General features: G+C 62.0%; 19 protein-coding genes. 12 read left to right on the plus strand and 7 right to left on the minus strand.

Annotation, left to right across the window (positions count from 1 at the left end):
* Window positions 1–80 precede the first annotated feature (80 nt).
* From OK352_RS16240 to OK352_RS16255, 4 genes are all read left to right on the plus strand, one after another.
* Window positions 81–1727 carry an extracellular solute-binding protein gene (locus tag OK352_RS16240; protein WP_265142565.1) on the plus strand — a complete coding sequence of 549 codons (1647 nt, stop codon included), beginning with the start codon at window positions 81–83 and terminating at the stop codon, window positions 1725–1727.
* A gap of 160 nt (window positions 1728–1887) precedes the next feature.
* Window positions 1888–2952 (plus strand): LacI family DNA-binding transcriptional regulator, encoded by a 1065-nt coding sequence (locus OK352_RS16245; protein ID WP_265142566.1) that lies wholly within the window; start codon window positions 1888–1890, stop codon window positions 2950–2952.
* 130 nt (window positions 2953–3082) lie between these two features.
* Window positions 3083–3994 (plus strand): NAD(P)-dependent oxidoreductase, encoded by a 912-nt coding sequence (locus OK352_RS16250; protein WP_265142638.1) that lies wholly within the window; start codon window positions 3083–3085, stop codon window positions 3992–3994.
* Window positions 3991–6093 carry an alpha-amylase family protein gene (locus OK352_RS16255; RefSeq protein WP_265142567.1) on the plus strand — a complete coding sequence of 701 codons (2103 nt, stop codon included), beginning with the start codon at window positions 3991–3993 and terminating at the stop codon, window positions 6091–6093. The genes OK352_RS16250 and OK352_RS16255 overlap by 4 nt, the downstream gene beginning before the upstream one ends.
* A 69-nt stretch (window positions 6094–6162) precedes the next feature.
* Here OK352_RS16255 and OK352_RS16260 read toward each other — a convergent pair whose 3' ends face one another.
* Complete coding sequence (locus tag OK352_RS16260) at window positions 6163–6819, minus strand: GntR family transcriptional regulator (protein WP_265142568.1); 657 nt, start codon at window positions 6817–6819, stop codon at window positions 6163–6165.
* Between the two features lie 146 nt (window positions 6820–6965).
* Here OK352_RS16260 and OK352_RS16265 point away from each other — a divergent pair, with 146 nt between their 5' ends.
* The 6 genes from OK352_RS16265 (at window position 6966) to OK352_RS16290 (ending at window position 13872) form a co-directional block, all read left to right on the plus strand.
* Complete coding sequence (locus OK352_RS16265; protein WP_265142569.1) at window positions 6966–7856, plus strand: aldo/keto reductase; 891 nt, start codon at window positions 6966–6968, stop codon at window positions 7854–7856.
* A gap of 400 nt (window positions 7857–8256) precedes the next feature.
* Complete coding sequence (locus tag OK352_RS16270) at window positions 8257–9903, plus strand: extracellular solute-binding protein (RefSeq protein ID WP_265142570.1); 1647 nt, start codon at window positions 8257–8259, stop codon at window positions 9901–9903.
* A 2-nt stretch (window positions 9904–9905) separates the two neighbouring features.
* A complete protein-coding gene (locus OK352_RS16275; protein WP_265142571.1) occupies window positions 9906–10928 on the plus strand; it encodes an ABC transporter permease in 1023 nt (340 codons plus the stop codon).
* Window positions 10925–11905 (plus strand): carbohydrate ABC transporter permease, encoded by a 981-nt coding sequence (locus OK352_RS16280; protein ID WP_265142572.1) that lies wholly within the window; start codon window positions 10925–10927, stop codon window positions 11903–11905. The genes OK352_RS16275 and OK352_RS16280 overlap by 4 nt, the downstream gene beginning before the upstream one ends.
* 85 nt (window positions 11906–11990) lie before the next feature.
* Window positions 11991–12725 carry a ThuA domain-containing protein gene (locus OK352_RS16285; protein ID WP_265142573.1) on the plus strand — a complete coding sequence of 245 codons (735 nt, stop codon included), beginning with the start codon at window positions 11991–11993 and terminating at the stop codon, window positions 12723–12725.
* Window positions 12726–12753: 28 nt separating this feature from the next.
* Complete coding sequence (locus OK352_RS16290; protein WP_265142574.1) at window positions 12754–13872, plus strand: Gfo/Idh/MocA family protein; 1119 nt, start codon at window positions 12754–12756, stop codon at window positions 13870–13872.
* Between the two features lie 8 nt (window positions 13873–13880).
* On the opposite strand, the gene OK352_RS16295 is transcribed toward OK352_RS16290, so the two are convergent.
* Window positions 13881–14951, minus strand: coding sequence for a LacI family DNA-binding transcriptional regulator (locus OK352_RS16295; protein ID WP_265142575.1), 1071 nt, complete (start codon window positions 14949–14951; stop codon window positions 13881–13883).
* Window positions 14952–15037: 86 nt separating this feature from the next.
* Between OK352_RS16295 and OK352_RS16300 the strand changes: the two genes are divergently transcribed.
* Together OK352_RS16300 and OK352_RS16305 are read left to right on the plus strand one after the other, a co-directional pair.
* Window positions 15038–15865 carry a hydroxypyruvate isomerase family protein gene (locus OK352_RS16300; protein ID WP_265142576.1) on the plus strand — a complete coding sequence of 276 codons (828 nt, stop codon included), beginning with the start codon at window positions 15038–15040 and terminating at the stop codon, window positions 15863–15865.
* On the plus strand, window positions 15862–18045 hold the full coding sequence (locus OK352_RS16305) for an alpha-amylase family protein (protein ID WP_265142577.1): 2184 nt from the start codon (window positions 15862–15864) through the stop codon (window positions 18043–18045). The genes OK352_RS16300 and OK352_RS16305 overlap by 4 nt, the downstream gene beginning before the upstream one ends.
* A gap of 70 nt (window positions 18046–18115) precedes the next feature.
* Here the strand turns inward: OK352_RS16305 and OK352_RS16310 are convergent, their stop codons facing one another.
* From OK352_RS16310 to OK352_RS16330, 5 genes are read right to left on the minus strand one after another with little or no spacing between them, the layout of a single operon-like run.
* On the minus strand, window positions 18116–18577 hold the full coding sequence (locus OK352_RS16310) for a heme-degrading domain-containing protein (protein WP_265142578.1): 462 nt from the start codon (window positions 18575–18577) through the stop codon (window positions 18116–18118).
* 45 nt (window positions 18578–18622) lie between these two features.
* A complete protein-coding gene (locus tag OK352_RS16315) occupies window positions 18623–19420 on the minus strand; it encodes an NAD-dependent epimerase/dehydratase family protein (protein ID WP_265142579.1) in 798 nt (265 codons plus the stop codon).
* On the minus strand, window positions 19417–20700 hold the full coding sequence (locus OK352_RS16320) for a mandelate racemase/muconate lactonizing enzyme family protein (RefSeq protein WP_265142580.1): 1284 nt from the start codon (window positions 20698–20700) through the stop codon (window positions 19417–19419). The genes OK352_RS16315 and OK352_RS16320 overlap by 4 nt, the downstream gene beginning before the upstream one ends.
* Window positions 20697–21533, minus strand: a complete 837-nt coding sequence (locus OK352_RS16325) for an RraA family protein (RefSeq protein WP_265142581.1) — start codon at window positions 21531–21533, stop codon at window positions 20697–20699. Before OK352_RS16325 ends, OK352_RS16320 begins: the two co-directional genes overlap by 4 nt.
* A gap of 26 nt (window positions 21534–21559) precedes the next feature.
* Window positions 21560–22561 carry a sugar phosphate isomerase/epimerase family protein gene (locus OK352_RS16330; protein ID WP_265142582.1) on the minus strand — a complete coding sequence of 334 codons (1002 nt, stop codon included), beginning with the start codon at window positions 22559–22561 and terminating at the stop codon, window positions 21560–21562.
* Window positions 22562–22568: the final 7 nt, after the last annotated feature.

Below are 22568 nucleotides of genomic sequence, written 5' to 3' on the forward strand. Positions count from 1 at the left end.
GTTGATATATCGAAATACTACGAGGGTTTGAGAAGAGTGACGACCCAGAAGAAGAGCAGAAGTTCACAAGGGAGTGGGACATGGCAGTGAAATCGAGCGTCGGCAGCGGAACGGGTGCTGCGTTCTCCAGACGCGGCTTCCTCGTCGGCGGCGCGATTGCGACATTCGGCACCTTCGCACTGGCCGGATGCTCGGCAGGGGGTGCATCCGGCAGCGGAGCGGGAATCGATCTGGGGGCCGTCCTCCCTGACTACATCCCCGTCGAATACGTCAAGGCGAAGTATCCGTCTGTCGACAACTCAACACCGATCTATACCGAGGTGCCAGACGAGTATGTGCAATCGGTTAAGACCCCGCCGGGATCGGGCTCGACGATCAACGCAATGGTTCCGATCTATTCCGCTGTTCCGCCCGGGCTGCCGGAGAACAACTACTTTGTCGCGCTGAACGAGGCGCTCGGCTCGAAGGTGGTGATCAACGCCGTCGAGGGAAGTTCGTACGGAGAGAAGCTGCAGGCTGTGCTCGCCTCGCCGAAGGACGTGGCCGACTGGGTCGTCGTGCCGAGCTCGACGATTCCGGCTCGGTTCGACGAGGCGGTCGAAGCCGTCTTCGCCGACCTCACGCCATTCCTCGCGGGCGACAAGGTTAAGAAGTATCCGAACCTTGCGAACATCACGACGGACACGTGGAAGTACTGCGTATACAACGGCAAGCTCATGGGGCTGCCGAATCCACAGGAGGCCATCGGCTCGTGGATCTTCTATCGCTACGATGTGCTCGAAGAGGTCGGCGTTGAGCCGCCGACGAACGGCGACGAGTTCAAGAAGTTTGCGAAGGCGCTGACCGACGAGAGCAAAGGCCGTTGGGGAATCGATGACATCTTCCTCGGCGGAATCGACAATATGTTCCGCGTGCCGGCAACGTGGCGCCTTGATGGCGGAAAGCTCGTGCACCGTTTTGAAACCGACGAGTATCGCGAGGCGCTGCTCTTCAACCGCGACCTGTTCGATGCGGGCGTCGTGCATCCCGACGCCGTCGCCGGAACAGGGAGCTACAAGACCCGGTTCGAGGCGGCGCAGGTTGCGACGATGGTGGACAGCTTCGGCGGGTGGCGGGGCAGCATGCGCCGTGTCGCACCGCAGATTCCCGGGTATGACCAGCGCCCGGCGATGCCGTTCGCCGCTGATGGCGGAGACCCGTACCTTCCCCGCCCGGATGCCGTGAACATGACGTCGTTCATCAAGCAGGCGGATGACGAGAAGATCGAAGAGATTCTGGGCCTCGCCAACCTGCTCGCCGCGCCGTTCGGCACGACCGAGTACCGCCTGGTCAATTACGGCGTCGAGGGCGTTGACTGGGAGCTGAACGACGACGGCACCGAGGGGTCGACCGAGCTGGGCACGAAAGAGGTGGTTGCCACCTACAAGTTCCTGACGGGGCCGAACGTCGTCGACGCGGTGCTCTCGAATCCTGACGTCGGAGAGATGACGCACGCCTTCATGGAGGAGGCGACGAAGTACCTCGTTGAGGATCCGTTCTGGGGGAACCGCATCATCGAACCGGCTCGATTCGCATCGCTCGAGCAGCCCTTTGAAGATCTGGAGGCCGACGTCGCCCGTGGGCGCGCCGACGAAGACGACATCGAGGCGGCGATCGCCAGCTGGAAGTCGTCTGGAGGCGACGATCTGCGCGCGTTCTACCAAGAGAAGCTCGACGAACTGGGGTGACCGCATAAGGTTAAGGCCTCGCTGACGGGCTGTGCCTCGTCGGCGGGGCCGAACCGCAGAAGCAGAGGGTCGGTGACTACGATATGACTGACGAATCGTGGTTCACCGCGCGCCGGGATTCGGCAATCTACATCGCACGCAGATTTGAGGCAGACCGCACGTGACGGAGCACGAAGGAACATCCCACAGGGAGGCAGCTCGGCCGACGATCGCAGACGTTGCCCAGCTCGCCGGTGTCTCTCGTTCAGCGGTGTCGCAGGTGTTCAACGGCCGAGGCGCAATTTCTGAGCCGACACGAGAGCGGATTCGGGATGCCGCGAAGAAGCTCAACTGGTCACCGAGTGCGACGGCCGTTGCGCTGCGGCGGGCTCGCGCTCAGACGCTCGGCCTCGTGCTGCACAGCTCGAACCCGGCAGCGATGTCTGACATCGGCGGCAGCAGCGCGTCTCTCATCGCGGGCATCGAATCGGTGCTCAGCCCCCGCGACTACGGTCTGCTTCTCTATATCTTCAGCACGAACTCGGAAGAGGAGCTCAACGCCTATCGGCGCCTCGCCGATGCGCGGCGTGTTGACGGAGTCTTCCTGACGGATAGCCGCATCGGTGACACGCGATTCGATCTCGTTCGGTCGCTCGGGCTTCCCGCGGTGCTCGTCGGGACCCCGTGGACCGATGATCCGATCCCTCACCTCGACGTTGACGATGCGGGGTCGGGTATCGAGAGCGTTGTCAGCCATCTCGTGGGGCTCGGCCATTCGAAGATCGCCTACATCGGCGGGCCGAATGACCGCGTGCAGCCGATTCTGCGCAGAAGCGCCTTCGAGCGAGCGCTCTCGAGTGCCGGCCTCGTCTCGCTCGGCACCATCGCCACGGACTACTCGGCTGGCGCGGCATCCGAACACACGACGCGTCTGCTGACGCAGGCAACGCGCCCCACCGCAATCGTCTACGGCTCAGACGGAATGGCGCTCGCCGGCATCAAAGCGGCGCGCAGGCACGGGCTCTCGGTTCCCGAGGATCTCTCTGTCGTCGGCTACGACGGGCTCGCGCTCGGGGAGTGGGTCGAGCCCGAGCTGACAACCGTGCGCAGAGATGCGACGCAGCGCGGGCGCGCCGCCGCGACAACGCTCTTGCAGATGCTCGGCGAAGAGGTCGATGAGATTCCGGCGATCGGCGCCGCCGAGCTCGTCGTGCGGGGTTCCACGGGTTCCGCGCCCGCCAACTGACCGGTTTGCCTCGCCGATCGGCGCACCGTCTTCGTCAATAAGGTGAATCGAAATACCACTTTGGTCATTTGAGCCGGTAGAGTGATTTCTGCGACCTAATATATCGTTGTACCTGACGCCGTCAGGGGTAATTCACGCACAAGGGAGTTCTCGAGCTATGGCAACCATCGGATTCATCGGACTCGGAGTGATGGGGCGTCCGATGGCGGCCAACCTGGTCACAGCGGGCCACGCCGTCACCGGGTTCAGCCGTTCGACGGCGACGCGCGAGGCGGCGACGGCAGCGGGCATCCCGCTTGCCGAATCGATGGCGGATGCTGTCGCTGGGGCAGACGTCGTGATCACGATGCTTCCCGATTCACCAGATGTCGAAGCCGTCGCACTGGGCGACGGCGGTGTTCTCGCGACCATCGCGGAGGGCGCGACCTACATCGACATGAGCACGATCAGCCCCAACGTCTCGCGGCGCATTGCCGAGAAGTTCGCTGCGGCGGGCCACCCCGTGCTGGACGCCCCGGTGTCCGGCGGTGAAGCGGGTGCGATCGAAGGAGTGCTCTCGATCATGATCGGCGGCGACGCCGCAACGATCGAGGCCCAGCGTTCTGTGCTCGAGGCAATGGGCTCCACCATCACGCACGTCGGCGACGCCGGCAGCGGTCAGGTCATCAAAGCGGCGAACCAGCTTGTCGTCGCGACGCACCTGCAGGCACTCGCCGAAGTGATCGCCTTTCTCGAGGCGCAGGGCGCCGATGCTCGCGCAGGGCTCGACGCCATCGCCAAGGGTCTCGGGGGCAGCACGGTCATCGACCGCAAGACGGCGTCGGTGCTCGCAGGAGAATTCGGGCCCGGCTTCCGTGCCGAGCTGCACGACAAAGACCTGCGCATCGTGATGGACGCCGCGCAGTCATCGGGAGCAGTTCTTCCGGTCACGAGCGCAGTCGCGCAATTCATGCGCTCGCTCGTCGCGACTGGGCGAGGCGGCCTCGACCACTCCGCGCTCGTGGTGCTTGCGCGCGAGCTCAACGGGGCGGCGGCATCATGACCGTCACCACAGGGCACTCGCTCGTTGACGACACAGACCCAGAGAGCACGCGCGGTGCGGAGCGCCAGGTTGCTCGCGAGGGGTGGTGGAACAACGCCTTCGGGGTCTTCCAGACGAACCTGCGCGAGGTCGATGTCACGCTCGATGTTGAGGCAACACTCGATGACATCGAAGCGCATGGAGCGACCGTTTGGCTCTTGAATGTTGGCGGCATCCTCGCGCACCATCCCACAGATCTCGATTTCCAGCCGAGAAACCCCGAGCTCCGCAACCGACCGGGTGGCGACCTCGTGGGTGACGCGGTCGCGGCCGCGCGCCGGCGGGGTATCCGGCTGCTCGCTCGCATGGACTTCTCGAAGATCACAGCTGAGGTCGCGAACAAGCATCCTGATTGGGCGTATCGGTCGCGGACCGGAGGCCTTCAGATATACGAGGGGCTGGTGAGCGTCTGCCCCAGCGGCCGCTACTATCAGGAGCGCATGTTCGAGATCGTTGACGAGGTCATCGATCGGTACAACGTCGACGGATTCTTCTTCAACTGGTTCGGATTCAACGAAGTCGATTACGGCAGAACGCTCCACGGCGTCTGCCACTGCGATTCCTGCCGCAGTGCATTCACCGCCGAATCGGGGCTCGACCTGCCGGCCGACGCTGATCACCCGAACTACGTGGCATGGAAGCAGTTTGCGCGGCGGACGATCGACGAGTTGACCGCCCGCATCAGTGCGCACATCGCAACGCGAAGCCCGGGCGCCGCTCTCATTCTGGGGCGTTCGGCAGACATCCTCTTCTACGAGGCGAACAACGCGGTCGGGCGCCCGCTGTGGCCTCACGCGACGAGTGAGGCCGTCAGCGCGTCTCGAGTCACTCAGCCTGAGAAGCCCGCGCTCGTCAACGCCGTCGCGTTTCTCGACATGCCCTATCGCCTCTCTGACGAACAGCCAGAGATGCTCGGGCAATACCTCGTGCAGGCAATCGCGCGCGGAGCAAACCCGTCGACGTACATTATGGGGGCGACGCGCGGCATCCTCTACGACGGGCTTGAAACGGCAGCGATCCCCACGCGCACCGTGACCAAGAATCCAGACGTCTACTCCGGTCTGAGCCCCTGTTCGCCTGTCGCGCTCGTTCAACCGGATGGGCTGCGTGTCGAACCGGGGCGCCACGCTCAAGCACGCGCGGAGTTCACCGGCTGGTATGTTTCGCTTCAAGAAGCGCACGTACCGTTCGACGTGTTGCCCGCAGATGCCATCACCCCGAAGGCACTTGCGGCATTCGAGGCTGTCGTGATGCCCGATATCGTGTCGCTCGAGCCGGCGCAGGATGCCGCGATCGACGCATATGTCGCGGCTGGAGGCCACGTCGTTACGTCGGCGGGAACCGGCCTCGAATACGCGACGATTGAGCGCGATGCGGCTGCGTCGTGGCTGCCCGCAGAATATGTGACGAGCGTTGAGACGGCGGATGCTGAGCTCATGTCGTCATACGTGAAGCTTGACGATCTTGATCACGTGGAAGGGGCATCGCTCATCCCGCGGCACGGACGCGCCTACCGTGTGGCGTGGCGAGATGGCGTCGAGTCGACGTTCACGCTTATTGAGCGCGCTCCTTTCGGGCCGCCCGAGAAGGCGTACGGGCACGTGCTCGGCTCAGAGAGCGCGGCAGCACGGCGCCCAATCGGCACGGGCGCGGTCACTCAGTTCACGTGGACGATCGGAACGACGTATGGCGCCTTCGGGCTCACGCGAATTCGCGACGCGGCCGTCGGAGTCGTACGCGATGCGCTCAGCACCACGATGATCGAAGTGGATGGGCCTGAGTACCTGGAAGTTGTACTCGGTCGTTCTGCAGCGGGGCTCGTCATTCACCTCATCAATCACAGTGGGCAACGCCGAAACTCATACGGTCCGGCTGCGCCGATCCGCGATGTGCGACTGCGCGTTCCCGGGGGCGGTTCCGAGGCCGAGGTGCGGTCGCTCGTCGAGCCAGCCGGCCTGACAGTTGAACACGACGGTGACGACGTGGTGCTCAACATTCACGCTGTCGATGCATTCGACGTTGTCGTTGTCGGTTCCCCGGCTGCGCGACGGACGACGTGAGACCGGCTGCATCGTGAATGGGCAGCGCACGCTGACGTGACAAGCTGTGAAGCGTGAGGTTCGAGCGGCCTATACCCTGCGCACATAATCAGCTTGAGCTCGCGACAGGTGCGCGGCAATGGCAGCTTCAGCGGCTTCAGGGTCGCCGGCGTGAATCGCGTCGAGGATAGCCATGTGCTCAGTGTGGCTTCGGTGCGCTCCGTCAGGATTCTTGCGCTGAACCTGAACCATGGCGATGTGCGCCCGCCCCATGATCATCGCGTAAATGTCTGTCAGGGTCTGGATGCCTGTGGATTCGACGAGAGCGGTGTGGAACGCAACATCGGCGGTCGCGACAGCATCCCGATCTCCTGCTGTAGCTGCGCGCACAAGATCGGCTTCAGCGGATTCGATCGCCTGCAGGGCGTCGGGCTGCACCTGCTTGAGGGCTATCCGGCTGGCTGCCGCACTCTCGATGATGCGTCGCGTCTCGTAGAGGTCGATGACGTCTTCAGGCGCCATCGACGGCACGCGAGCCGAACGGTGAGCCTCGCGTTCGAGGAAACCGGCCGTGACTAAGCGTTCGACAGCCGCCTTTGCGGTGGAGCGCGCAACGCCGAAGTCTTCGGAGACACGGAGCTCAGTGATGGCTGAGCCAGGTTCGTAGTCGGCGTTGATGATCGCGCGACGCAATGATTCAGATACCGCATCGACGAGCGACACGGTACGCACAGAGAGTGCGGGCATGGTCACCTCCAAGTGGTGTTTCCACAATACATCGTCGTTTAACTATTGTCAGACAAGTTTACATGTCCTAGGATGAGACATGTCGTGAGGATGCGACAGGGAAGGAACTGACCTATGCATAGCCATGACCGAAACGGTGTTCTCTCATGACATTGACTCGGATCACGCGCCCATTCGGTGATGTTCGCATCGGTGCCGTCGGTCTCGGTACCCAGAATCTCTCGGTGGCGGGACGACCTGATCGCGAGACGTCGATTGCGACGATTCACGCCGCCCTTGACTCCGGCGTCACGCTCTTCGATTCATCTGACGCGTACACGACAGAAGAGGATGGGCAAGGGCACAACGAGTTGCTCGTCGCTGAGGCGCTCAGAAGCTATGGCGGCGACACCTCGCAGGTGATTCTCTCGACAAAAGGGGGGCTCATCTATCGAGACGGCGGAGCGTGGATCCGAAACGGCACCCCGTCTTATCTCAAAGAGGCGGCAATGGCGTCTTTGAAGCGAATCGGCGGTGATGCGCTCGAGCTGTACCACTTTCATAAACCGGATCCCGGGCATGATTTCGGAGACTCGATGACAGCATTGCGCGATCTGCTTGACGACGGAATCATCAAGCGCGCGGGAATCTCTAATGTTGATATCGACCAGATACTTCTCGCTCAAGAGATTCTGGGTGGGCGGGTGAGCTCGATCGAGAATCACTTTTCGCTCGGTCAGCGCGTGCAGCGTGCAGAGATGAAGTACGCGGCTGAGCACGGTATTCCGTACCTGCTGTGGGGGCCGCTCGGCGGACTCGGCGGCGCCGCCGGGCTTGCCGATCGTCATCCGACGCTGAGAGCGATTGCAGCTGAACGAGGCATCAGCGTCTATCAAGTGGCACTTGCGTGGGAGATCCATCAGTCGCCGACAGTCGTGCCGATCCCGGGCGCCGTAACCCCCCAGCAGGCACGAGATTCTGCATCGGCTGCAAGCCTTGTTCTTGAGCCGGAAGAGATAGCTCGCCTCGATGCCGATACAGGGCCGAATGGTGATTGACGTGCACGCAATTTTCCTCACCAGGGCTCACGGATGCTGTCGCCGACTCGGTCATCGATGCATCTGCCTCATAGCTGGCCCATGATGCCGGCGAAATCGGCGAGATGACGCGCGAGATCCGCGCGTACGGAACGCCTCTCTCCGCGCGAAATGACCGAGAAATGCTGGGGTAACTGCCGGCATTTTCCTGGCGCACGGAACTCGCTCGCCCCATTCTCACCAGATTAGTTCCAAGTGTTGACATCCCGTTGGTGTATCGAAATACTAAGGCGAAGCGAGGCGGCGATATCCCACAAATTCATCGCCACAGATTCACAAGATTGTCCTCCCATTTTCATCTGTCAACAGGCCAGCAGCTGTTCTGGCCATCACAAGTTCACACATCACACGAAGGAGTGTCATGAACGCGTTCCAGCGGGCCACGAAGCAGGTGCCCACGACAAGCCGGCGCGGCTTCATCGGAATTCTGGCCGCGGCGGCAATCGCCCCAACGCTCGCCAGCTGCTCGACGGGAACCGGGGCTGCAACCGGCGGGGGACCGATCGGCGTGCCAGCCGGAGTCTTGCCCAACTATGTTCCCGTCACCTACGTCGAGCCAGATATTGCAGGAATCGAAGGCTCAACCCCGGGTTTCCTCGATTGGCCAAAGCTTGTCGAGTCTGTCGACAAGGTTCCCGGTGTTGGCGGCAGGTACTCGGCGATGGTACCGACATACGGCAATGTCGTCCCCGGGCTGAAAGACAGCAAGTACCTGCAAATGGTGAATAAAGAGATCAACGCGACATTCGATTTTCAGTTCACCGACAACAACGCCTACCCCAATAAGCTTCAGGCAATCTTCGCATCGAAGAAAGACGTGCCCGACTTCGTCACGATCGCCGAGCACAACATTCCGCCGAGGTTCGATCAGGCATTGCCGGGTCTCTTCACCGATTTGGGTGAGTATCTCAGCGGAGACAAAGTTGAGAAGTACCCGAACCTCGCGAACATTCCCACAGACGCGTGGAAGTCCAGCGTGTTCGAGGGCAAGCTCTACGGGCTCCCGTACCCCACAGACCGCATTTCGGCTGCGACCTTCTACCGCAAAGACATCTTTGATGACCTCGGCATCACGAAGCTCCCGACCACGGCCGACGAATTCTTCGACCTCACTGTGGAGATCACCGATCAGAATGCCGGTCGGTGGGCGGGTAACGACCTTACTGAGTCGTCGAATCTGATCTTCAACGTTCCGCCGATGTGGAAGCGCGAGGGTGGCAAGCTCGTTCACCGGTATGAAAGCGACGAGTACCGAGCACACCTTGAGTTCGTCACAAAGCTCTTCAGCGCCGGTGTCATCCACCCTGATGCCGTGGCCGGCAACGAGGGCCAGAATAAGCAGAGATTCGAGTCGGGCAAAGTGCTGATCTCGTACGACGGATACTCCGGGTGGATCGGATCTCACGTGCGGACAGCGCCGACGACACCCGAGTACAATCAGCAGCCGATGCCCTGGTTCTCACCCGGCGGCGAGAAGCCCCAGGTGTTTCTGAGTTCGCCGGCGAAGATTCTGTGTTTCGTCAAGCAGCAAGATGACGACGCGCGCATGGACGAGATTCTCGATCTGCTCAACTACTTCGCGGCTCCGTTCGGAACCACTGAGCAAGCACTTCTTCAGAACGGTATTGAAGGGGTCCATTGGAACGCCGACCCCGAAACGGGCGCGCCGGTGAAGACAGATCTTGGCCTCAAAGAGGTGGCATCGACCTACCAGTGGCTCGTCCGTCCGCCCGTGACGCAGAATGCCCCGCAGTACCCCGACGTCGTTGCCGACTATTGCAACTTCATGGCCGACTCAATGCAGTATGCCGTCGAGCCTGAATTCCACGGAATGCGGATTCTCGAACCCGTCAAGTTCGCCAACTTGTCGCAGCCATTCGACGACCTTGAGAAAGACATCGTTCGCGGTCGTCAATCGATGGACGATCTCGACGCGGCTATCGAGAAGTGGCGTACAGGTGGTGGCGACGAACTGCGGGACTTCTACGCAGAATACCTGGAGGCCTGACCATGACTGTCTCCACCCGGGATGGCCGTGGCGCGGCCACGCAAGCGGACAGGGAGGCGAGCGCGACGGTGCTGCCTGTGGCGGTAACGGAGAACGAGAGATCTTCGTCCCGCCGACGCAAAGGCTTCAAACTTCGGTTCAAGCAAGACCGCTCGCTTCTCGCCATGTCTGTGCCCGTCATTGTGCTGCTCGTCATCTTTGCCTATGTTCCGATGTTGGGCAATGTCGTCGCATTTCAGAACTATTCGCCGTTTGTGGGAATCGCCGAGAGCCCATTCGTCGGCTTCTCCAACTTTGCCCGGCTGCTCGAGGACCCCGAGTTCTGGCATGCCGTGGGCAACACACTGGTGATCACGGCCTTTCAGCTTGTGTTCTTCTTTCCGTTGCCCATCTTCCTGGCGATCTTGCTGAATAGCCTCTTGCGCCCCGGTCTGCGCACGTTGATTCAGGCGGTCGTGTACTTGCCGCACTTCTTCAGCTGGGTCATTATCGTGACGGTATTTCAGCAGATCCTCGGTGGAGCGGGTCTCATCAGCCAATGGCTGCGCCAAGCTGGAGCTGAGCCGCTTGACATCATGACGAACCCGGACACGTTCATCCTGCTGCTGACGTCACAGACGATCTGGCGCGACGCAGGATGGGGAATCGTCGTATTTCTCGCGGCACTTTCCGCCGTTGACCCCTCACAGTATGAGGCCGCGGCCGTCGATGGCGCTTCGGGATGGCGACGTATTTGGCACGTGACGCTTCCCGCGCTGCGGCCGACAATCATTCTGCTGCTCATTCTGAGGTTGGGCGATTCGCTGTCGGTCGGGTTCGAGCAGCTACTTCTGCAACGCGAAGCGGTCGGTGCTCACGCCGCCGAAGTTCTCGATACCTTCGTGTATTTCTCTGGCGTGGTCTCGGGTGACTTCAGCTATGGGGCGGCGGCAGGCCTCCTCAAAGGAATCATCAGTCTAATTCTCGTGCTCGCGGCAAATAAGGTCGCGCACATGTTCGGCGAGGCAGGGGTTTATCAAAAATGAGCGCACATCCGTCGACCGAGATGATGGTCAAGCCGCATCCTCCTCAGGGCGTCATCGCGAAGCTGAAGAACCGCGAGCCAATCAAACGGCCCATCTGGCAGGAGAAGCCGTCTCTCGCGGTCACCATTGGCAAATTCGTCACGCTCATCGTCGTCACCGGCGCCGTGCTCTTCCCGCTGTGGACGATTGTTCTGACGAGTCTGTCGACGCAGGAGGCAATCAACGCCGCTGGCGGACTCGTGATCATTCCGAACGGACTGACGATCTCCGCCTATGTGCAGATTCTCTCCGGCGGTGTGGTCTCGCGTGCCGTCGGAGTGACGATGTTCATTACCCTTGCCGGCACCGCGATCAGCGTCATCGTGTCAATTTTGGCGGCGTGGGGCCTCTCTCGGCCCGGGTCGCTCTTCCATCGGACGATTCTCTTCATGATCATCATCACGATGTTCTTCAGCGCCGGCATCATCCCGATGTATCTGCTCGTGAGCGGCCTCGGGCTGATCAACTCCCTGTGGGCGCTCATTCTGCCCACCGCGGTATCAGCGTTCAATATTCTCATCGTTCGCAACTTCTTCATGAGCATCGATCAGGGAATCATCGACTCTGCGCGAATTGACGGTGCAGGAGAATGGAGAATTCTCGCGACGATCGTGGCGCCGATGTCGAAGGCCGTGATCGCCGTGATCGCTCTGTTCTACGGTGTTGGATTCTTCAACGCCTTCTTCAACGCGATTCTCTACATCAACGACAACGACAAGTGGCCGCTTCAGCTCGTGCTGCGTGCGTATGTGCTGCAGGGGCAAAGTTTCGTCAGCAGCGGTGGAGCAGACACCGTCGCTCTCAACCAGGCCCAACCAGCGTCCCTTGCCATACAGATGGCCGTCGTCGTGCTCGCCGTCGTTCCGATTCTGCTCGTCTACCCCTTTGTTCAGCGCCACTTCAAGAGCGGCATCCTGATCGGCGCGATCAAGGGGTGAGGGCGCCGCGCCTCTTCGTGGCCGGAGCAGACAGACCCAGCCAACCGACCATCACCACGACCTTGTCTCTGGAAGGAAATTGCATATGTCCACGCAAACTGCGCCACTGCGCATTACCGTATGGGGAGAGAACCGGCACGAGAAGACCGATCAGATTGTTCAGGAGCTGTATCCGGAAGGGATGCACACCACGATCGCCGAGGGCATCGAAGAACATCTTGAGACAAATGCCGTCGTGCGCACTGTCACGTTCGACGACGATGAGCACGGTCTGACCGATGACGTTCTCGCCGAGACTGACGTTCTGACGTGGTGGGGGCATCGCGCACACAAGGAAGTGTCTGACGACGTTGTTGATCGGGTTCAGCAGCATGTGCTGTCGGGCATGGGTCTGCTCGTTCTGCATTCGGGGCACTTTTCCAAGATCTTCAAGAGACTCATGGGCACGACGTGCTCGTTGCGGTGGCGAAATGAAGATGACCGCGAGCTCGTGTGGACGGTTGATCCGGCGCACCCGATCGTGCGCGGAGTGTCGAACCCGATCGATATTCCGCAGCAAGAGATGTACGGCGAGTTCTTTGACATCCCCACGCCAGACGAGACTGTGTTCATTTCGAGCTACAGCGGCGGCGAGGTGTTTCGATCTGGCCTGACGTTCAAGCGGGGACGCGGTCGCATCTTCTACTTCAGCCCCGGTGATCAGGCGTACCCGGTGTACCACCACCCTGACGTGCGCCGAGTTCTCGCCAACGCATGCGAATGGGCAGCGAACTCGGGGGAACGGGCTCTGCCCGCCCTGCAGCGCACGTTGCCAGTGTGACCGCGTCGTCGTCGAAGGAGAAACTTGTATGGCTGAGAACACACCGCTGCGCATCATCATCGTCGGCGCGGGAAATATGGGGCGACGCTGGTTGGCGATTGCCGAGAAATCGCCCGCATACGACGTCGTCGGCGTCGTTGACATTGTCGTCGACGGGGCCCGTGCTGCGGCCGATGAGCTGGGGCGCTCCGACGTGCCCGTCACAGCGACGCTTGCCGAGATGCTCGACACGGTACAGGCGGATGCTGTCGCAAACGTCACGATTCCGGCGGCTCACGTCGACGTGACAGGGCTCGCTCTCGAACGTGGACTGCCGGTCTTGAGTGAGAAGCCCGCTGCTGCAACGCTCGCCGAGAGCATCGCGCTCGCCGCGGCATCCGAAGTCTCAGGTCGGCTGTTCGCCGTCAGCCAGTCGCGTCGCCACAATTCGCAGCTGCACGACCTCAAGCGACGTGCCGTGCCGCTCGGGCAGGTGGGAATCGCGACGACTGAATTCTTCAAAGCCCCGCATTTCGGCGGATTCCGCGACGAGATGGAACACCCGCTGCTCGTCGACATGGCGATTCATCCGTTCGACTCGGCGCGCTTCGTGTTGGATGCCGATCCTGTCGCCGTGTACTGCGAAGAGTACAACCCATCATGGAGCTGGTACGCGGGCGATGCCGCAGCAACAGCAGTCTTTGAGATGACCGGTGGTGTGCGCTACATCTACACCGGAAGCTGGGCCAGCCCCGGAGCCGAGACATCGTGGAACGGCTCATGGCGGCTCAGTGCTGAAGGCGGAGGCGCCACCTGGAATGGAGACGATGATCCGACGAGCGATCCTGAATCGGGGCCGTCCGGCGAGCGCCTCGCTTACGGCGGTGTGTCTGAATCTCTGCACGCCTTTGCAGATGCAGTGAACACGGGTGCGCCATTCTCCGGCGAGATTCACGACAACATCCTGAGCCTCGCGATGGTCGAGGCAGCGGTGCTGTCAGCGCAGACGGGCACTCGTGTGCTCATTGATGATGTGTTGGAGAATGCGCGAACCGAGGCCATCGGCGCCGCGGTCGATGACGCTGTCAGGGCAGCCCTCGAGGCGTGGGGGCCGGCGGGCGAGCACCTGCGCACGTACTCCTCACGACTAGTCGTCTCGGCCGGATAGGTGTGGGTTCAATCGTGAACAGCCGATGTCGATCCGCGCACGACGAGCTCAGGGTTCTCGAGCGTGGCATCACCTTCGGGTCGTTCACCGAGCAATCGGAGCACCGTGATCGCGGCGGCACGCCCACGCTGCTCGGAGTCGCGTCTGACCGTTGTGAGCGAAGGCGTCATCCATTCGCCCACGTCCACTCCGCCGTAGCCGATGACCGAGACGTCGTGCGGAACGCTCAGCCCGAGCTCGGTGGCAGCTTGAATGCCGGCGATTGCCATGGCGTCGGATGCGTACACAAGAGCGGTGGGCGGAGACTCCGAGCGCAGCTGCGCGACGGTAGCCGCCGCGGCTCGTTTCGGGTTGTAGTCCACGAGCTCGTTCGACACCGGTTCGATTCCACGCCGGGCGAGGGCGTCGACGAACGCTGTACGTCGCGCCTCGGATTGGTAACGGCCGGGGGAGCCGCCGAAGTAGGCGATGCGTCGATGGCCGAGCCCCAGAAGGTGCTCGGCGGTGTCAACGACTCCGGCCTCGGGGTCGGGAGACTCGACGTGCACGATCTGCTCATCGCCGAAGGGGGTTCCGACGAGAACCGCCGGAAATCCAAGCTCAGCAAGGAGGGGAAAACGGGGATCGTTCTCGACGCTGTCGGTCAGAATCATGCCATCGACGCGACGTGTCTCGGCAAACGTTCGGTACGCGGCCAGTTGGTGAGCAGGCTCGCGGTCGATGGCGTGGAGGAGCAGCCCGTAGTCAAGAGGCGCGAGCTCCGACTGGATTCCTGCCAAGAACGACGCGGTCCCCAAGCCGATGTCCACCCGGTCAGAGGGCTTGTCGAGTACGAGCCCGATGGTGTGAGAGCGCGAGCGGCGCAGAGCGGTAGCCGTCGCGCTCGGAGTCCAATTGAGATCTCGGGCAGCCTGGCGGATGCGCTCGGTCGTGTCGACCGAGATGCTTCCTGTTCTGTTGAAGACCTTGGAAACGGCGGCACGCGACACGCCAGCTCGAGCCGCAACGTCTGCGATCGTCGCACGCGCGCGGGGCGCGGGAGCCGAATCCGGGGCTCCGGCCGGAGAATTCTCGCTCATTGTGCTCCACTTCGAATCACACGACGTATATCGATAACCGTCGCTGTCCATCTTGGCACAGCACCACATTTCAGAAAGGGGCAACCGTGACGTCAACGATTGTTGCCAACGTCTCACTTCTCTTCGCGAGGGTGCCGACCGCCGAGCGCTTCGGCGCAGCCCGAGCTGCCGGGTTCGACAGAGTCGAATCGTGGTGGCCGTTCGCGACCGCGGATCCGAGCCCTGCCGAGGTCGACGCGTGGCTTCGCGCCATCGACACGGCGGATGTGACGCTCACCGGTCTCAACCTCTATGCGGGTGATATGCCGAACGGAGAACGCGGCGTGCTGTCACATCCTGCCCGTGAGGACGAGTTTGACCGTTCCCTCGCTGTCACTCAGCGAATCGCCGACGCCACAGGCGTCGACATGTTCAACGCCCTCTACGGGCTGCGCGTCACCGGAGTGAGTGACGAGACCGCGCGCGAGGTCGCGATCGGCAATCTGAAACGCGCGACCGAGGCGCTGCCCGACGGCACTATGCTGCTCGAGCCGCTGAGCACCGCTGCGAACGGCGATGCCCCAATCGCGTCACTCGACGACGCCGAATCGATACGGTCTGCGGCCGCAGCGAGTGGCGTCGGCGCGATCGGGCTCCTCTTCGACACCTTCCACCTCGCGGCGAACGGCTTGGATCTGGTCAGCGAGCTGCAGGGTCACGCCGCGCACATCGCGCACGTGCAGATTGCAGACAACCCCGGGCGTGGAGCTCCGGGCACCGGCACCATCGACTTTCCGACCGTGTTGAGCGCGCTCGCAGAGACCGGCTATCGCGGCGGCATCGCCGCAGAATATGCTCCGGATGATCAGGCGGTCTGCGCTGCTGACCTTGATCGACTGCTCGAGCTTGGCGCCCGGTCGGAGGCCGTGTCGTGAGCCTTGTGGAACAGCGACCCGACGAGGGCGCAGATGGGGTCGCGGCTCGAATCGACGAGCTCCCCTGGTATGACCGAGCGATGCGATGGGCGCAACTGACTCTCGTGGGAGACGACCCCAAAGAAGGCAGCGGATTCGATCCGCAGTTCTGGGTGGAGTATTTCAGAGAGATCAAGGCCGATGGCGTGTGCTTGAGTGCTGGCGGGTATATGGCCTTCTACCCCAGTGACATCGACGGTCATTACCGGAGTCCATACCTGGGGGCGAGCGATCCGTTCGGCGAGATCGTCGCAGGGGTTCGTGAACTCGGCCTTGTCGTCATGGCCCGCATTGACTCCCACGCGGTGCACGACACGATTGCGGCGCAGCATCCGGAATGGCTCAGCCGGGATGAGCGGGGTCAACCCCGCCGGCACTGGTCGGCTCCGGACGTCTGGCTGACGTGCCCCTTCGGGCCGTATGCCAACGAGTTCGTACCGCTCGTCAACGCCGAGATCATCGAGAAGTACGACGTGGATGCCATCTTCGCCAACCGATGGGCGGGAGAGGGCAGATGCTTCTGCGACGGGTGTCGAGAGAAGTACCGCAACGCCACCGGGGCCGAAATCCCCGTGCCACCAGCATCGCGTGGCGATTACTCTGCAGACGAGATCCGCTACCGCCAGTGGTGGGAGACTACTCTGCTCGCGACGGCCCGTGCGTGGGACGCTCAGATTCGCGCTATCAAGCCATCAGCGCGCTTTGTGCCCAACTCTGGCGGTGGGGCATTGAGCGCGTTTGACATGGCGAAGCTCGCTGGGCAGTCGGACATCCTTTTCGCCGACAAACAAGCGCGCAGCGGGCTGAGCCCCGCCTGGTCGAGCGGACGCCACGCGAAAGAGTTCCGCGCCGTGATGGGGATGAAGCCCGTCGGCGGAATCTTCAGCATGGGCATCGAGGAGGCTCATCGGTGGAAGGATTCGGTGCAGATCGGCACTGAGATTCGCATGTGGGTCGCATCGGCCACGGCCAACGGCGTGCGCGCGTGGTTCACGAAATTCGCCGGCGCGGTGCACGATGACCGTTGGCTCGATGTTGTGAAAGACATCTACCTGTGGCAGGCAGAGAACGAGGCCTACCTGCGCAATACCCGCTCGATCGCCGATGTCGGGCTTGTCTATTCTCAGCAGACAGCGCGAGCATTCGACGCGGCCGACTCTGAACGGAGTGTCAATCGACCCATTCTCGGCTGGTACCAGGCGCTCGTCGAGGCTCGGATACCGTTCAACATGGTGCACGACCAGCTGCTCGATGAATCATCTCTTGACCCGTATCGGGTGCTCATTCTGCCGAACATCGCAGCGCTCTCAGATGCGCAGGCCGACTCATTACGGGCATTCGTAGCGCGCGGTGGCACTCTCATCGCGACATACCGCACGGGGCTGCTCGATGAGTTCGGGCACCCTCGCTCCGATTTCGTCCTCGCCGACCTGTTCGGGGTTCATGCTCTCGGAACGAGCACCGATGTAACGAACTCCTATCTGCGCGTGCGGCACGATATTTCAGATGCGGATGCCGCAGCCGTCATTGCTCCGCTTGAACGCACTTCGGTCATCATCAACTCAGCGAATCGGGTAGACGTCGAGCTGCGCGACGACGCGGCACGAACAGTGCCCCTCAGCCTCATCGATTCCTTCCCCGACCTGCCCATGGAGGAGGTGTATCGCAGAGACTTCGACGAGAGCACGCCACAGCTTGTGCTCTCTGAATACGGCAACGGTCGAGTCGCGTACTTCGCGAATGACATCGATCGTGCGTTCTCGGACTACCTCGTGCACGATCATTTCGACCTTCTTCGCAGCGTCGTTGAGTGGGGGCGCAATGCACCAGAGCTTGTGAGCGTGCGGGGTGCAGGAGTCATCGAAGTCGTCGCGTGGGAACAGCGCGAGTCAATGACGGTGCACCTCGTGAATATGACGAATCCGCGCTACCTCAAGGGCCCCATCGTCGAGACTCTGCCGAGCCCGCCGCAGTTCATCTCGATAGTCATCCCGCGCGGGCGAGAGATCACGCGAGCACGTCTATTGAAAGCCGGATCAGACATCGATGTGCTCGTCGTCGACGGCCGGCTTGAGTTCACCGTCGACGAGATTCATGACTTCGAAGTTGTCGCGATCGATCTGAGCGATCCGCGGCAGTGAGAGCAGATCGAGAAAGCGGCGGTGGACGCCCCAGCATCCACCGCCGCTTTGGCGTCTGCCTGCACCGACGTCAGCGCGCCGCGCGCAGCCCCTCGACGACGAGCGCGTGGTCGTCCTGCTCAGCGAGACCTGACACCGCCGCTACACCGACGAGGATCTCGCCGACACGAATGGGAAAGCCCCCGCCGAAAGCCGCGTACTCATTGGGATCGTGCCAGTTCGATGTGCGAAAGTCTGCGCCGCGTTCCCGGAATGACAGCCCGACGCGATAGGTCGACTGACCGTACGACTCGACAGTGCGAATCTTGCGCTCGAGCCACAGGTTGTTCTCGACGCGCGTTCCAGCGAGGGCAGCATGGAAGACGCGCTGTGCCCCGAACACGATCGATACGGCGACAGCCTGCCCCCGAGCGCGAGCGAGATCAATGATGTGCGAGCCGACTCTCCACGCGTCGTCGTAGCTGAATGAATCGAATCGCAGCTCGTCTTCGTGGGCGGCGACCTCGGCGAGCCGGGTGTCGTCAGTTGTCATGGTTCTCCTTCTGTTCGGGCAACGCTGGTCTGCTGCCTGTGCTCATTACTCAGCCCACTCAAGAAGTTCGCGAGCACGGTCTGAGTTATAGAAAGATGCGTTCCCGTCGAGCGGTCGCCGCAGGGGAACATCGGGGTAATGACGTGCGGCGAGTTCCCGGGTCGAGGCCGAGCTGAGCGTGGTGCTGGCGACGAGAAACACGATCTCGTGGCCGTCAACGGGCACGAAGCACGCCCTCAGGGTTGCCTCTGCTGCAGCTTCGAGTGGTGTCCAGCCCCAGAGGTCGCCGGAGAGACGGGCGGGTGATTGGCGGTCGATGTGCGCCGCCGAGCGGCTGATCAGTGCGTGGTAGCGCAGGCTCAGCACGGAAAGCTCGGGGTGCGAGGCGGTCATCATGGTGGCCTGCAACTCGCCTTCGCGTTTCGAGAGACCGTAGGCGTCTTGGCAATATGACGGGTGGCTCTCGTCGACGGGGAAATAGTCGTATCGCGGCGACACACTGAAGTAGCCGCCAATCGCGTTGATGCTTGACGCCATGACCACGCGCGAAATGCCCATTTCCGCTGCGACGCTGAGCGCGTTGAACGACGCGCGCACGTTCGTGTTGTGCACGACATGGGATGGATGCTGAGACAGCGTGGGGATGCCCGCGAGGTGAATAAGCGCGTCGGCGTCACCGACTGCCTGCCGCAGCGCGTCGTGGTCGGTGACGTCGCAGGCGATGCCTCCGGGTGGAGCCGTGAGATCGATGGGAATTGCTGTGTGGTCTGACTCGGCGATCGCGGCCACGACGTGACGCCCGAGCAATCCGTCCGCACCCGTGACCGCGATCCGCATCGTCATCCCCAGATTCGATCCATGCTGCGCTCGGAATCCCAGTGTGACGTTTCGCTGAAGAACACGGGGTCGCTGGGGTCGAGGTGGTCGCGCATGGCATCGGGGTTGATGTCGCCGAAACCGAGGCCTGGTGCGTCCGGAACTCGGATGAAGCCATCGACGATGAGCGGGTTGGGAAGCCCCGTGACCAGGTCGCTCCATCCGTCAACGTCGGCTGCGTGATGCTCGAGGCCGATGAAGTTCTCGGTTGCGGCTGCGAGATGCACGCATGCAAGTGTGGCGATGGGCGACGCGGCCAGGTGCAGGGCCATCGGAATTCCGCGGTCCCACGCGTAGTCGCCGAGGCGTTTGGTTTCGAGGATGCCGCCCGACGTCGCCGGGTCGGGATGGATGATGCTGACCGCAGCGTTGTCGATGAGAGGCTTGAAATTCTCGGCGAGGTAGATGTCCTCTCCAGTGCACGTCGGAGTTGTCGTGGAATTCGTGAGGCGCTTCCACTGCTCGGTGTACTGCCACGGGATCATGTCTTCGATCCACGCGAGGTTGAATTGCTCGAATGCTTGAGCGATGCGAATGCACGACTCGAGCGGGATATGCCCGAAGTGATCCATTGCGAGCGGAACCCCGTAGCCCACCTCGTCGCGCAGCACGCGCACGTAATCGACGAGATAGTCGATCCCGTCCGGCGTGACCTGCTGACCAGTGAAGGGATGCATCGTCAGCTTCGCTTCGCGTGCGTATGGCGGTGCGATGAGGGCGTCGGGAATATCCCAGAGCAAGTCGACCCCGACATCCACTTTGAGCATTGTGAACCCGGCATCGAGACGCCCACGCAGCTTGGCGGCTGTGCGATGGGGGTCGGCATCTCCGGGCGTGTCGGCGTAGCACATCACCTCATCGCGGTGCTTGCCGCCGGCGAGTTGGTAGGCGGGCACTCCGTATGCTTTTCCCGCGAGGTCCATGAGAGCCATCTCGATGGCACTCACGCCTCCGCCCTGTCGACCGTGCGCGCCGAACTGCTTGATCGATCTGAAGATCGCGTCGACGTCACACGGGTTTCGCCCGATGAGTCGTGATTTGAGCGAAAGCACATAGCTGGCGCTCGCCTGGTCGCGCACCTCGCCGTAACCGCTGATTCCCTGGTTCGTGTCAAGGCGCACGATTGTCGATGCGAACGGCACCCCCACAAGCTTTGCGATGCGAAGATCTGTGATGCGCAGTTTGGTCGGTGATGATGCACGGGGTACGGCGACCTCGTACAGCTCGTCTGGGTCGAAGATCGTCATCTGCTCTCCACCCCCGCGAGGCGCCACGACTGAAAGTCCTGTTCAATCTCCGCTTCCCACGGCGATGTGTCAATGGCAGCGCTTGAGTAGCGGCCCTCGCGAAGACGGAGCTTGCCGAACCTGTCTCGAGATGCTGTCTCCGATGCGCCTTCTGCGAGTTCGACGGCGAGCTGAGGCGGAACGAAATAGACGCCCGTAGACGTTCCAAGCACGACATCTCCTGGCATCACCGTTGCTCCGCCGATGTGTACGGGAATATTCATTCCTGCGAGCGTGACATTGCGAATGGGCGTCGGGTCGGCCTCACGGTAGAAGAAGTTGACATCGCTCAGTGAGCTGAGCCCGCCGAGGTCTCGTACACCGCCGTCGACCACGGCGCCGGCACTTTTGTGAGCGGCGATCGCCGTGCCCAGGTTGTCGCCGATGACGGTGCCCTCGACGACCTTTCCGAAGATGTCGACGACCATCACGTCTCTGGCGGCCAGCGCTTCGATAACCCACGAGTTCTGTCGGTCTCCTTCGTGAAGACCCGAGCGTTCGCCGTCGGCAACGATGACGGCGTCGTAATCGGGGCGATGCGGCAGGAACTGCGCGGTGAGGGCCCGACCGACGAGTACACGGCCCGGGTGAGTTTCGCGCCATCCGCTGGCGAACTGACGCAGGTACCCGTGCTTGTTCGTCGTTGCCCATGCGTCTTCAGACGTGGCAGCTCTGATGTTGTCAAGCACCTCGTCTGAAACGTGAGGTCGGCCGTCTGCTGAGCGCTCGCCGTCCCAGTAGGACGTGAGGCTGACGATGTCTTCGGGGCTCTGAATAAAGCCATTGGCTCCCACGGGAGTGCTCCTCTTTCTTCGTGAATCTATTTCGTGCTGAATGCCGCGTCGAATGCTGCTTCTGGTTGGTCGAAAGCGATTCGGCGCACGAACTCGAGCGCTTCGGGCGCCCCGATGAGCCGGTCCATTCCCGCGTCTTCCCACTCGACAGAGATTGGTCCGTCGTATCCGATCTGATTCAGCATCCTGAAGCTGGATTCCCACGGCACATCGCCGTGGCCGGTCGAGATGAAATCCCAGCCGCGACGGCCATCTGCCCACGCGAGGTGCGAACCGAGTCGGCCATTGCGACCGTTGTCCATGCGCTTCTTCGTATCTTTGCAATCGACGTGGTAGATGCGGTCTCGGAAGTCCCAGAGGAAACCGACAGGGTCGAGGTCTTGCCAGATGAAATGGCTTGGATCCCAATTGAGCCCGAAGGCCTCTCGGTGGCCGATCGCCTCGAGCGTGCGCACAGTCGTCCAGTAGTCGTAGGCGATCTCTGAGGGGTGCACTTCGTGAGCGAAGCGCACACCAACCTCGTCGAACACATCAAGAATGGGGTTCCAGCGATCGGCGAAGTCAGCGTAACCGGCATCGACGAGCTCCTGTGACACGGGCGGGAACATCGCGATGTACTTCCAGATCGAGGATCCAGTGAAGCCGATCACAGTTTTCACACCGAGCTTCGCTGCGAGCCGTGCGGTGTTCTTCATCTCTTCGGCCGCACGCTGACGCACACCCTCGGGGTCGCCATCGCCCCAGACGATGTCGGGAAGCACGTCGCGGTGGCGCTGGTCGATCGGATCGTCGCAGACAGCCTGCCCCTTGAGATGATTCGAGATCGCGTAGACCGAGAGATTGTACTTCCCCAGCAGAGCGAGCTTCGAAGCGATGTACTCGTCGTCATCCCAGCGCCACGGGTCGAGGTGATCGCCCCAGCAGGCGATTTCGAGACCGTCGTAGCCCCACCCGGAGGCAAGCCTTGCGACCTCTTCGAACGGCAAATCGGCCCACTGCCCGGTAAACAGAGTGATGGGTCGCGTCATAATGAGT

Origin of the sequence: Microbacterium sp. MPKO10 (assembly GCF_026107415.2) — a bacterium.
GTDB lineage: Bacteria > Actinomycetota > Actinomycetes > Actinomycetales > Microbacteriaceae > Paramicrobacterium.